Below are 12352 nucleotides of genomic sequence, written 5' to 3'. Positions count from 1 at the left end.
GGTGCAGGGAGGCGTCGCACTCTACGGTGGCCCCCCTCTGTCCTGCCAGCCTTACCATTGTCCCTAAGAACGATAAATCGCGACCGCAGCCGCCACCAGCGCCGCATTGCCGTCCGCCACGCTGCCGTCCGGCAATTCCTTGCCGTCCTCCAATCCCACTCGGGTTGAAAACTTGCGCGCCGCCGCACGCTCGACGAAGGGCCAAACCGTGGCATTCTCGCCGTGCAGCAGGATGGAGCGGCGGATGCCGGCGCGTTCCAGCACCGTCTCGATGCCGTCCGCCACCGCAAAGGCCTCGCCCGGCGTCTGCTCCGAAATCTCGATCAGCACGCGCAGCACCCGGCCGCCATGATCGAGGCCGACCAGTCGTTCGGCGTCGCCGATCGACGCCAGGCCGGCCTCGATGCCGATGCCGCGCTGGCGCAGGCTTTCCATGACCACAGGCGCCGCTGTCTCGCTGAGATTGACCGAGGCATAGTCGGGCAGTTCGCGCCAGCCGGAGATGGCGACAAGCGTGCGCAGGTCGTCCTTCTCGATCCAGGCGCCGGTGGAGACGCCGATCAGCGTGCCCGGGCAGGCGCGGCGGAGCCCCGCGATCGTCCTGTCCATCGCCTCCGGCGCCAGGCTCTCTCGCCCGTCGGCGCCACGTGCATGGACGTGCAGCTCGGCGGCGCCCGCAGCGATCGACGCGGCGGCGTCACGCGCCATGGCCTCGGGGTCGAGCGGCAATGCCGGGTGGAAATCGGCGGGACGGGCGCCGTTGATGCAGGCCTGGACGATCATCGTTGCGGCAATCCTGTTTCGGTTGGCTGAAGCCTAGCCCAGGATCGGAGCGGCCGGAACCGGAACGATGCAATCTCCTGACAGGCCGCGCGACCAATATCCCCCCGGCCTGCGACCAGAGGGATAGACATTCATCGCGGGCGATTGCCGAACTTCGAAAACCCCTTAGGCCGGCACGCGCTTCAGCGCCTGCGCCATGCAGTGAATGCCGCCCCCGGTCTTGGAAATCTCGCTCATGTCGACGGCCGCGACCTCGAAGCCCTGTGCCTTCAGCTTCTCGATCAGCGTCCTGCTGGAAGTCGGCGCGATCACCCTGTCCTTGCCGAGCGACATGAAGTTGCAGCCGAGCGCCATCGTGTCCTGGAAGGGCACGTCGATGATCTCGTGGCCCTTGCCCTTCAACCAGTCGACGATGCCGGGCTCGGTGCAGGCGAGGCAGACCGCGGTGAGCTTTTCGGCGATCGGCACCACCATCAGGTCGATATGGACGTAATATTCATCGATGAAGGCAAGACGCGTCTCCCACCCTTCCTTCTCGAACCAGTCCTGCACCTGGCGCGCGCCCTCTTCCTGCGTGCGGGCGCCGCCGCAGCCGATCAGCACCACGCCCTCCTCGATCACGTTGAAGTCGCCACCCTCGAAGGTGCCGGCCGTCACCATGTCGTAGATCGGGATGCCGAGCTTTTCATAGGTGCGGATGGCGGCGTAGTTCTCGCCGCGCCGCCACCAGTTGGCCATGGCGGTGATGAAGGCGCCGTAAGGCGTCATGACGCTGGAGTCGCGCGAATAGACCTGCATCGGCAGTTCCGGCGTCGGCTCGTGCCAGTGGATGTTGACGCCGAAATGCTCATAGGCCGCGACGAGGTCCTTGTGCTGCGCCTGCGCGATCTGGACGTTGCAGGGCGCCTCGCGCAGATGCTTCCTCGACAGCGAACTGGTCGAGAGGTGGCGCAGGAAATTGGGCGAGCCGAGCAGCACGTCGGTCAGCACATCGGTCTCGTTGGCGAAACCCCAGACGGTCAGCGGCTTGGTGCCGCCATTGGGGTTGCGGCGCTGCAGCGAGAAAGGCTCGGCGACGATGCGGTCATGGACGGTCATGGAGTTCTCCTCGAGCTGGTGTTGTTGTTGATCAGTCATGCGGTGGAAGCGGCCGGGATCCACCAGTCGCGCCCGCGCGGCGTGGTGACATATTCCGGCCAGCGGAAGTTGATCGGCGGTTCGTAGTCGCAAAGCGGCGCGATCCAGTTCGAGCCGCCGATACCGCCGCCGGTTCGTTTGACGAACTCGTCCATCGCGGCATCGCGCGCGGCCTTGTCTTCCAGCAGACGCAGCGCCGTCAGCGCGACCGTCTTGGCGGCGCAGGTCACCATCGGGTCGATGGTGGCCGGAATGCCGCCCAGCGCGTTCATCACCCACGCAGGATAGGCGTGGCCGTTTGCCGAGCGCAGCGCCGGACGGGCGACATAGAAGCGCGAGGTCGGCGCGTGCCAGCTCATGTCGGTGTAGTCGTCCGAGGTCGAGTTCACTTGCGACGGCGGCAGATCGCGGCGCAGGATCGCCTCGGCCTCCTGCGGCGCGATCAGCCGCTCCAGCTCGTCGATGAACGGATTCTCGGTCGCCTCGCCGCCCGCGTTGACCTGGACCTCGCGGGCGATGGCCCTCGCCGCCTCGTCCCAGCGCGGCGCGCCGACGGTCGAGAGTGACTGATAGGTGATGTCGGCCATGGCGTGGTTGGCGAGTCCCGGCCGCGACTTCGACACCCAGTGGCGCTCGTAGCGGCAGCCGCTCATCTTGGCCGCCGCTTCCGCGTTGCGGTCGAGCACGGCGGTCACCTGCTCGGCCATGGCAATGGTCGGCACGCGGATCATGTATTGGATCTCGGCCAGCCCCGCCGGGAGGTTGTCGGCGGTCGCCTGCCCCGCCGTCAGGATCGCCTCGCTGATCGACCAGCCGCCCTGATGCGTCAGCATGGAATCGCGCAGCGCCTTGGAGGCCATGTACATCATCATCAGCGCATCGTTGGCGCCGGGCGCCCGGACCGCCGAATGCGCCTGCGGGATCGGCGCGCCGTCGCTGGCGCGAACCCAATTTTCCGGTTGGTCGCAGACGAAGCGATAGATCATCGAATAGGCGGCGCCGCAATGCGTGTCCCAGCGCGCGGTGTTGCAGAGCGGCAGCATGTAGAAGGGATGGAAGGAGATCATGCCGGCGAGGCCGTCATAATAGCCTTTTGCGGCGTGGATCGGCTTGGAGCCCCTCACCTTCTCGGCCGGCTCGCCGGTGAAACGCAGCGTGCCCTTGATGCCATGCTCCAGCATCGCCGCCTTGGTGGCCAGAAGCCCACCAAGGCTGCCGATGCCGAGGCCCGAATGCGGATCGGTGTGGCCGCCGGCCTCGACGCCGAGGCCCGGCCGCGCGCGTTTGACCGTCGCGGCATCCTGGCAGTTGCCGGGCACGGCGTCATACTCGCCATACATGCCGATCACGGGCCCGTCGCCATTCGTCCAATGGGCGCAGAAGGCCGTCGGCATGCCACCGGAACCTTCCTCGACGGAAAAGCCTTCGCGCTTCAGCCGATCCACATACCAGGCGGCCGACTGGTACTCGCGCCAAGCGGTCTCGCCGAAATCGAAGATTGTGCGCGTCCAGGCCGACAGCAGCGGCTGGATACTGTCGATGCAGGCGAGCGCGGTTTCTTGCGCCGAGGTCGTCACCGGTTTGTCCATGGCTCAAAGAAAGCAGTGAAGCGGTCCATCAAAAAGTGATATGTTTTCCCGGTTCGTGCAAATTCGGTTCACCTGAGGCCTCTTGCGAATACCTTCCACGCAGGCGCTGCGCGCCCTCGACAGTTTTGCTCGTCACGGCAGCGTTTGGCGCGCCGCCGACGAGCTTCACCTTACCCGAAGTGCTGTCTCGCATCAGCTGCGACTGCTCGAGCGCGATCTCGGTTTCGATCTCTTGCAGCGCATCGGCAAGGGTGTGGCCCTCACCCCACGCGGCCAGCGTTACGCTGCCGATGTCCGGAAGGCGCTGACCGTGCTCGGCGACGCGGGAACGCAAAACAGCGGCGCCGGCGTCGGCGGCTCCTTCGGCATCTCGTGCCCGCCGGGCTTCGCCTCGATGTTCCTGTGCACGCATATCGGCGAATTCCAGCAGATGTATCCGGACGTGGCGCTCTCCGTGCTGACGCCGCGGCGACTCGATGACGTCTCAAATCCCGAGGCCGACGCCTTCATCACTTTCGGTGTCGGCAACTGGCCGAACCGGGCGGTGGAACTGCTTTGCGAAGTCTCCTTCACGCCACTCTGCAGCCCGAGACTGCTCAACAAGGTCGGCGGCTTTTCCAAACCCGCCGACGTGCTGCGCGCCAGCCTGCTCCATCTCAGCGACACCGAGGACTGGGCGCGCTGGCTGGCGCTGTCCAAGGTGGAAAATCCCGATACCGAAGGCGGCATCTTCTTTTCCGACATGAACCTCGTCTTCTCGGCGGCGATCGCCGGCCAAGGGATTGCGCTCGGCGACGAGCTGACCGGCCGCCAGGCGCTGAGCGAAGGCCGGCTGGTCAAGCCGTTCGAGGCGTCGGTCCCCTCGCCTCGTTCGTATTATCTGGTGTACGAGCATGCGAAGGCCGGGCATCCGGTGCTGAATGCGTTCAGCGACTGGCTAAGGGCGAAGTTGTCGGAGAACAGGCTTTAGGCGAATTGAGGTTAGCTGATCTCCCCTCTCGTGGAGGAGATTGGCAGTTCCAGCGCCGTTCCCTCTCTCGGACGTGAATCAAATTTGCCGATCAGGCGAAAACTATTCGGTTGCGGTGAGCCGCAGCCATGCCTACGATTTCATTGGGAACTGAGGAAGAGCCAGGATGCAGCAACCCGGCCGGGCCGCAGAAATCAAGGCGAACGGGATCGGCAAGAGCTTCGGCTCCTTCCGGGCGCTGGACAATCTTACGCTCGATATCGGCCGCGGCGAGTTCCTGACGCTTCTCGGGCCCTCCGGTTCCGGCAAGACCACCTTCCTGATGATCCTGGCCGGCTTCGTGCAGCCGAGCGAAGGCAAGCTTTTCAGCGACGGCGTCGACATAACCAACCGGCCGGCCGAACAGCGCGCCGCCGGCATGGTCTTCCAGGGCTATGCCCTGTTCCCGCATATGAGCGTGGAGCAGAACATCGCCTTCCCGCTCAAGGTGCGCAAGAAATCCGCCTCGGAAATCAAGCAACGTGTCGGCGAGATGGTCGAGCGCGTCGGCCTCAAGGGCCATGAGAAGAAACTGCCGGCGCAGCTTTCCGGCGGCCAGCAGCAGCGCGTGGCGCTGGCCCGCGCGCTGGTGTTCGAGCCGGGCGTGCTGCTCCTCGACGAGCCGTTCTCTGCGCTCGACAAGAGCCTGCGCGGCCAGATGCAGGCCGAGATGAAGCGGCTGCACCAGGAGACCGGCACCACCTTCGTCTTCGTCACCCACGACCAGAGCGAGGCGCTGGCGCTGTCGTCGCGCGTCGCCATCTTCAACCACGGCAAGCTCTTGCAGGTCGGCAGGCCGGACGAGGTCTATGACCGCCCGGCCAACCGCTTCGTCGCCGAGTTCCTGGGCGAGATCAACATGCTGCCGGTGAAGGGCGTGCGCCCCGCCGACAATGGCGCGACCGGGCTCTGCGAGGACCGCGCCGTCAACATGCGCTGCAAGGCCGAGACGATAAAGGGCGACGCCATCCTCGCCATCCGACCCGAGGACATGTCGATCGCGCCGGAAGCATCGGTCAACGAGAACGGCATCGCGGCGACCGCCGTCGCCTCGACCTATCTCGGTGCCGCGACCAAGCTAGACCTCACCACGCGCCAGGGCGCCAAGGTCACCGTCTCGGTGCCGAACGAGGTCGCCGCCGCGGCCTTGAGCAAAGGCAATTCCGTCTGGCTGACCTGGCCGGCGGAAAAAGGTTTCCTCCTTCCGGACGGAGGACAATAGAGAGCGCCGCCGCGGCCTAAATCGCCGCGCCGGCTTCCGGTTCAAATCAACGACAACAAGGGGAACTGACATGACGACCGATACGAAGAAACAAGCCATGGAAAACCTCGCGGAGCGGGCGAAGCGCGGCGAGATCTCGCGCCGGCAATTCGCGCAGCTCGCGGGCCTCGTGCTTGCCGGCACTCCGATGCTTCTGCGCTCGACCGGCGCTTTCGCCGAGACCAAGGGGCTGGTGCTGGTGAACTGGGGCGGCGATGCGATCACGGCTTACGACGCAGCCTATGGCCAGGCCTTCACCAAGGACACCGGCATCCCGGTCAAGATGGACGGCTCGGGCCCGACCGAGGGCGCGATCGCGGCGCAGTACAAGAGCGGCGCGCCGACCTGGGACCTGGTCGACGTCGATCCGTTCTCGGCGATCACGCTCGGCGGCCAGGGCATGCTTGAGCCGATCGACTACAAGGTCGTCGACAAGAGCAAGATGCGGCCGGGCTTCGGCTGGGAATATGCCGCTTCGACCTACTTCTTCTCCTATGTGATCGCCTACGACTCGCAGAAGTTCGGCTCCAATGCGCCGACCGGAATGGCCGACTTCTTCGACGTCAAGAAGTTCCCCGGCAAGCGCTCGCTCTACAAATGGGGCGTGTCGAGCTGGGAAGCGGCACTTCTGGCCGACGGCGTGGCGCCGGCCTCGCTCTATCCGCTCGACCTGAAGCGCGCGCATGACAAGATCGCCGCCTTCAAGGAAAACGTCGTCTCCTATTGGGGCGGCGGCGCCGAAAGCCAGAGCGTTCTGCTCAACGGCGAGGCCTCGATGGCGATCGTGTGGTCGACCCGCGCCTCGCTGATCGAGCAGGATTCGGGCGGCCAGATCAAGTTCATCTGGGACCAGGGCCTGATTTCGCCCGGCGCGCTCGCGGTGCTGAAGAACAACCCCGGCGGCAAGGACGCGGCGATGAAGTTCATCGCCAGCGCGCAGGATCCACAGAAGCAGCTCGTCATGTTCGACAAGCTCGGCCAAGGCCCGGCGAACCCTGCGGCCGACGCGCTGATCTCGGCCGACAAGAAGCGCATCAACCCCGTCGATCCGGAAAACATGAAGAAGCAGATCCCGCTCGACATGGAGTGGTACGCCAGGAATTACGGCGCCGCACTCGACGAATACACCAAGATCATCTCGGCTTGACCGGCCGAGATCCTCAACCCCGATGAGAGGCATCCTCTCCGACAGGATGGGCGCGGCGCTGCTGATGGCGCCGCTGCTCCTGTTCCTTATCCTTGCCTATGCCTGGCCGTTCCTCGGTGTGGTGAAGTGGAGTTTTACGCTTCCAACGCCAGGGCTGGAGCAATATCACGCCCTGCTTACCGATGATCTCGTGCAGTCGGTGTTCATCCGCACGCTGCGCATCGCGGCGATCGTCACCGTCGTCTCGGTCACCGCCGCCTATGCGATCACCGTCGTCTGGGTGCGCGGCAGCCCGACGCAGCGCGTGCTTGCCGAATTCTGCATCCTGGTGCCGTTCTGGATCTCGGTGCTGACGCGCGCCTTCGGCTGGGTGGCGCTGCTCTCCAACCGCGGCCTGATCAACACCTGGTTGCAATCGATCGGCTTCATCTCGGAGCCGCTGACCCTGGTGCGCAACGAGTTCGGCGTCATCGTCGGCATGTCGCATTTCCTGATACCCTTCGCGGTGTTCCCGCTGGCGTCCGCCATGCGCAGCCTTGACGAGCGGGTGTTGCTCGCGGCGCGCGGCCTGGGCTCCAGCCGCATGCGCACGTTCTGGACGGTGTTCGTGCCGATGACGCGCTCCGGCATCATCGGCTCGGCGCTGATCACCTTCGTTTTCTCGCTCGGCTTCTTTGTCACGCCGGCGATCCTTGGCGGGGGCCGCAGCGTGATGATCGCGGAGCTGATCTATCTGCGCATCTTCCAGAGTCCGGACTGGGGGCTTGGCGCGGCGATCAGCGTCGTTCTGGTGGTGTTCGTCGGCGCGCTGATGGCGCTCCTGTTCCGCTACGTCAAACCGAAGCAACTGGTGTAGCGCGATGCCGACTTATCGCCCCGGCCCCGTCTCGCTCATCCTCGCCGTGCTGGTGGCGCTGTTCCTGCTGATGCCGCTGCTTGCCGTCATCCCAGTGTCGCTGACGCCGAGCCGCATGCTGACCATGCCGACGGGTGAATTGTCGCTGCGCCATTACCGCTCGCTGATCGAGGATCCGCGCTGGCTGGAATCGATCCTACTCTCGCTCAGGATCGGCGTCGTCAGCAGCATCCTTTCCACCGCGCTTGCCCTCACCTTCAGCCTCGGCGTGTGGATGTTCCAGCCGCGCTTCACCGCCGCGCTCGTCGGCTTCGTGCTGTTGCCGATGGTGGTGCCGCCGGTGGTCTCGGCCGTCACGCTCTATTTCCTGCTCACCTCGGTCTCCGGCCTCACCTCCTTCTTCGGCTACGACACCTGGCTGGGTGTGGCGATGGCGCATTCGGTGATGACGGTGCCTTTCGCCACGGTGCTGATCCTGGTGTCGCTCAGCCAGCTCGACCGCCGTATCGACCTTGCCGCGCGCGGCCTTGGCGCGAGCGTTTGGGAACGCGCGACGCGCGTCATCATGCCCAACATCAAGTTCGGCATCGTCACCGCGGCACTGCTGTCCTTCGTGCTCTCCTGGGAGGAGATCGGCGTGACGCTGTTCATCACCTCGGTGAACGCCATCACCTTGCCGCGGCTGATGTGGATGGGCCTGCGCGACAACATCGATCCGGCGATCGCGGCACTTTCGGTGATTCTGATCATCATCACCGTGCTGGTGCTCGCCGTGCGCAGCGTCGTCGCAAGGCAGCGAACCGCACGCTAAACGGCCTGATCAGTCAAACCTGACCGAGACGCGGCCGAACCTGCCCAAATCGCCGGTGACTTCATCGCCGGGCTCGACTTCTATCGGCTTAACGCAGGTGCCGGTTATCACCACCTGCTCCGGCTGTAGCGCGATGCCGAGGCCCGACAATTCGTTGACGATCCATTGAAGGGCAATCCGGGGGTCACCCAGCACGGCCGCCCCCGATCCGTCATGGCGCGACTTCCCGGCGACGAAGGCGACCACCGGGTGCTTCGCCAGATCCACATCGCGCCAACCGTCTTCCACGGCCTCGCCAATGACAAACAGATTGGCGCAGGCGTTGTCCGCGATGAGCTGCGCCGCGCCGACCGCGCAGAAATCGTCGTATCGCGAGTCCGGTATTTCGATCGCCGGATGCAATGCCGCCACCGCATCCATCACCTCGGCGATCTCATAGGGCTCGGCGCGCGGCTGCAGCTCGCGGCCGAAACGAAAGGCGAATTCGATTTCGGCCACGCGCATCCTGCTGGTCGCCAGCGAAACGGTTCCGCCGACGTCGACCGCCTTCTCCGCCAGCAGGCGCCCGGCCATCGGACCGTCGACATTGATGTGCCTTTGCCCGGCAAGGCTGGTTGCGGCGATCTTCCAACCGAAAAGCGGAGCCGCGGAGCGATCCATCACATGCGACTGGACGGCATAGCCTTCGGAGCGGGTGCGTGGCCGCAGGAGCTCGGGTATCGCATCGAAGCGGGTGCCGTTGTCCCAGTGGTTCACCAGCAGGTGTGAAGCGGCCCTGGCCTTTTCTGGATCGAACATCGTCAGCACCGAAAAATCAAAAAATGCCGCGCTGCCCGTAGATCGGGAGCCCGGCATGGACATTGCGCAATGTGAACGGATCGAGACGATAGGTGACCGGGAATCGAGAGTCCAGATCGGCAAGGCGATGGAGTACCGCGACGGCACAAGGCATGCCGTGACCGCAGAACGAAAGAGGCCCGCCGGGAGCGGCGAGCCTCTTACGGAGCCGAAGTGGAAGCTCGGCACCGTCATGATCCGGGGGTGTGGATCGACTCGAAATTTAGCCAACAGCGCCCGCCCCGGCGACTTACAAATCTGTAATCTTCGGCCCGGCAGGATCAGGCGACACCAACAAAAAGAGGCACGTTATCATAGTCTTGCGAGCGTCCGCGATCGCGCCGTCACGGCGCCTTCAATCAAAAGTGATGGAGCGGAAACCGGCTGACTACCGATTCCGCGGCAACATTCTGGTCAGCACCGTGTCCCGGCGAATGAAGTGGTGATAAAGCGCAGCCATGGCGTGCAAGCCGGCCATGATCAATATGCCGTTCGCGCAGAGCGAATGAAGCTCGCGAATAGTGCGTGAGGTCACCCTGTCCGGGGCGAAGGGTGCGGGAATCGTAAGCAGGCCGAAGAAGCTCAACGTGTCGCCCCGGAACCAGGTCAACAGGATCCCGAGGACGGGGATGGCGATGAGCAGGGCATAGAGAATGAAATGCCCGATCTTCGCCGCTGCCTGCTCGACAGCGGGCATTTCCGACGGAAGGCCAGGCGCGCCCCTGAGGCCGCGCAGCACCACCCGCCAGAACACGAGCGCGGCCAGGAGAAGGCCAAATGAAATGTGCAACCGCCAGAAGAATGCGACCGCGGGATCCCCGCGGGGATAGAATGCGTCGCCATAGGTCAGGGCATAGAGCAGGACGACGAGCGCGAATAGTGTCCAGTGAAGGAACTTCTGGGTGGACGTGTAGGTCATGGCGAGGGCCATTCCGAAGGGCTCCGTTTGACAGGTCTTCCCGTTTCGGACGCTTTCCCGGCAGACTTGTGGCCGCTAAATTAAGAATTCGTAAGACTTCGACACCCGGCAAAACGCAAACCAGCGATTTGCGTGTCGCATTGCCGTCTATTCTCGTCCACGCCATCGAGGCGCCGCGCCAGACGAAGGCCCCCCGGCCTCGTCCGTGCGTAGCAGTCAGTTCAGGCGGCTTGCGGCCGCCGCATCCTCTCGACAAACGCCTGCCTTGCCGGTCCGGCAAGCGGCTTGTCCATGGCCAGCAGGCCATCGAGCAGCGCCAGGAGTTCGCGCGCTGCCGAAGACTTGCAGGAATAATAGACCATCTGACGATCGCGGCGGGTTTCGACCAGGCCAAACCTGCGCAGTTTGGCCAGGTGTTGCGACAGCGCCGATTGGCTGAGTTCGACCTTGTCAGCGAGCACGCCGACAGAGAGTTCGCCCTCGGCCAAGTAGTTCATGATGAGCAGACGCTTCTCGTTGCCCATCACCGCGAGAAAGGCTGCCGCGCTTTCTGCGTTGGCGGTAAGTTTCTTGGTGACCATCGATTTCCCCATGGTTCATGCTCTTCCGAAGGCCATGGGGGCAATGGCTTCAGAGTTCCAGAGCGTTGGTGGGCATGCCCCGATTTGGACACGGGACCTGCCCTGCTTCTTTTCAACCAGAACCCCTTCGTAACCCGGTTGCCACCACGTCGGGGTTGTTGGTCTCGGACAGAACGCGCGGTGCTTTTCTGGGCGCAAGTCAATGCAGACTCGGAAAAATTCCACGCTGCTAATGCGTATCAGCGAAGCGCTCATTCGGCAAGAATATAACGAGGCCGGCAAAGCAATGTCCAACCGCGGGCATGCAAGCATCACAGCCGGCGTGACCGGTCGAGAGACCTCGGCCACGATGTTGCCGCGACTCACTCCCGATCTCGAAGCGTGCTAATATTAGCCGGGCAAAGGAGACCGGGCTGTAGGAGGAAGCCATGTCCGTCGTACGCAACACGTTCACCCCCGACGAGACGGCCATGCTTGGCCGTGTCTACGAAAACGGCAATGTCGAGGGCGAGACCGCCGAGCAGAAGGAGGCGCGCGCCTCGCGCATCCTCGCCAATTACATGGCAGGCATCACCGACGAGGCGGAACTGATGGAGCTTTCGCGAAGGCCGCTTGGACGATGAGCCGCGCGTGCCGCATTGGTGAGACGGCTTCACATTAAGTTGACGGTTCGCGGGGCAACTCTACGGTAAAATATATCGTTCTCCTCTACGGTATCGTTCCCCGACATATTCCGGGAGGTTAGCGATGATCCAAGGATGGTTTTCGAGGCCGGTCGAAGTCGCCGTGGGCGTTTCCGGCTCGATCCGCCACATATCCAACGCCGAGCAAGCTGTCGAACTGCTGACGGGCCAATGGCGCGATGCCGGTAGCGCCCCGCATGGCGCGGCGCTGCGCGCGTGCCGCCGGGCGATCCGCGGCGACGTCGCGGCAGACAATGCCAGGGAGGCCTTTGTTGTCGCCGCGCGCGAGGCGCATGTGCTGGTGGAATAGAGCGGACCGGCGTTCCACAAGCCCGCCTATCGATAGTAAAGCCACAAGAGCACCAGCACCGCGAATACCGCCGGAGAAAGCAGGATTCCGGCCCGAAAAATGCACATAGCCAGCTGAAGCGGAGTGAGCATGCCTGGCGGCGTCGGCCCTATTGGTCACGCAACTTGACGGAGAACCGACGCGCCGTTCCAAACGGGCGCAAACGATCAGTTTCAGCGCGAGCACGGCTCATCCGCGCTTCCTCGTAGAGTCCGAAAGCGGTCGCTATCAATGTGGCAACGGTCATGGTGGATGCGAGCACGGCGATAAGCATGAGAGGTCTTCCCGCGTTTCATCAGCCTGCCGGATTCATTAGAGTCTTTCACGTTTTGACGGATGCGTATCCGGAGTTTGCGAAGTAGTTGCTGCATTCGGCTGCCTCGATAGTTT

General features: G+C 64.0%; 13 protein-coding genes. 7 read left to right on the top strand and 6 right to left on the bottom strand.

Annotation, left to right across the window (positions count from 1 at the left end; genetic code table 11):
- Positions 1-63 precede the first annotated feature (63 nt).
- The 3 genes from FJW10_RS13110 to FJW10_RS13100 form a co-directional block, all read right to left on the bottom strand.
- On the bottom strand, positions 64-783 hold the full coding sequence (locus FJW10_RS13110; protein ID WP_140831471.1) for a 3-keto-5-aminohexanoate cleavage protein: 720 nt from the start codon (positions 781-783) through the stop codon (positions 64-66).
- A gap of 165 nt (positions 784-948) precedes the next feature.
- Positions 949-1881 carry a dimethylarginine dimethylaminohydrolase family protein gene (locus FJW10_RS13105; RefSeq protein ID WP_140900416.1) on the bottom strand — a complete coding sequence of 311 codons (933 nt, stop codon included), beginning with the start codon at positions 1879-1881 and terminating at the stop codon, positions 949-951.
- Positions 1882-1916: 35 nt separating this feature from the next.
- Positions 1917-3509: an amidohydrolase gene (locus FJW10_RS13100; RefSeq protein WP_181177515.1), complete on the bottom strand. Its 1593-nt coding sequence runs from the start codon at positions 3507-3509 to the stop codon at positions 1917-1919.
- Between the two features lie 82 nt (positions 3510-3591).
- Between FJW10_RS13100 and FJW10_RS13095 the strand changes: the two genes are divergently transcribed.
- From FJW10_RS13095 to FJW10_RS13075, 5 genes are all read left to right on the top strand, one after another.
- Entirely contained in the window at positions 3592-4479 is an 888-nt protein-coding gene (locus FJW10_RS13095; RefSeq protein WP_140831465.1) for a LysR substrate-binding domain-containing protein, read from the top strand.
- Between the two features lie 166 nt (positions 4480-4645).
- Complete coding sequence (locus FJW10_RS13090; RefSeq protein ID WP_140900414.1) at positions 4646-5740, top strand: ABC transporter ATP-binding protein; 1095 nt, start codon at positions 4646-4648, stop codon at positions 5738-5740.
- A 70-nt stretch (positions 5741-5810) separates the two neighbouring features.
- Complete coding sequence (locus FJW10_RS13085) at positions 5811-6926, top strand: ABC transporter substrate-binding protein (protein ID WP_140900413.1); 1116 nt, start codon at positions 5811-5813, stop codon at positions 6924-6926.
- A gap of 22 nt (positions 6927-6948) precedes the next feature.
- On the top strand, positions 6949-7782 hold the full coding sequence (locus tag FJW10_RS13080; RefSeq protein WP_140644999.1) for an ABC transporter permease: 834 nt from the start codon (positions 6949-6951) through the stop codon (positions 7780-7782).
- A 4-nt stretch (positions 7783-7786) separates the two neighbouring features.
- The gene (locus FJW10_RS13075; protein WP_140900412.1) at positions 7787-8593 is read left to right on the top strand and encodes an ABC transporter permease; all 807 of its coding nucleotides are present in this window, start codon (positions 7787-7789) and stop codon (positions 8591-8593) included.
- 9 nt (positions 8594-8602) lie between these two features.
- Here FJW10_RS13075 and FJW10_RS13070 read toward each other — a convergent pair whose 3' ends face one another.
- From FJW10_RS13070 to FJW10_RS13060, 3 genes are all read right to left on the bottom strand, one after another.
- A complete protein-coding gene (locus tag FJW10_RS13070) occupies positions 8603-9391 on the bottom strand; it encodes a fumarylacetoacetate hydrolase family protein (RefSeq protein ID WP_140900590.1) in 789 nt (262 codons plus the stop codon).
- Positions 9392-9818: 427 nt separating this feature from the next.
- Complete coding sequence (locus FJW10_RS13065; RefSeq protein ID WP_140900411.1) at positions 9819-10361, bottom strand: cytochrome b; 543 nt, start codon at positions 10359-10361, stop codon at positions 9819-9821.
- A gap of 209 nt (positions 10362-10570) precedes the next feature.
- Entirely contained in the window at positions 10571-10930 is a 360-nt protein-coding gene (locus FJW10_RS13060; RefSeq protein ID WP_040988334.1) for a metalloregulator ArsR/SmtB family transcription factor, read from the bottom strand.
- Between the two features lie 428 nt (positions 10931-11358).
- Between FJW10_RS13060 and FJW10_RS13055 the strand changes: the two genes are divergently transcribed.
- Both FJW10_RS13055 and FJW10_RS13050 read left to right on the top strand, forming a co-directional pair.
- The gene (locus FJW10_RS13055) at positions 11359-11553 is read left to right on the top strand and encodes a hypothetical protein (RefSeq protein ID WP_140645003.1); all 195 of its coding nucleotides are present in this window, start codon (positions 11359-11361) and stop codon (positions 11551-11553) included.
- Positions 11554-11677: 124 nt separating this feature from the next.
- Positions 11678-11923, top strand: a complete 246-nt coding sequence (locus tag FJW10_RS13050) for a DUF982 domain-containing protein (RefSeq protein WP_140645004.1) — start codon at positions 11678-11680, stop codon at positions 11921-11923.
- Positions 11924-12352: the final 429 nt, after the last annotated feature.

The sequence above is a fragment of the Mesorhizobium sp. B4-1-1 genome (assembly GCF_006439375.1).
Lineage (GTDB): Bacteria > Pseudomonadota > Alphaproteobacteria > Rhizobiales > Rhizobiaceae > Mesorhizobium.
This window is presented reverse-complemented; position numbering and strand designations above follow the sequence as displayed.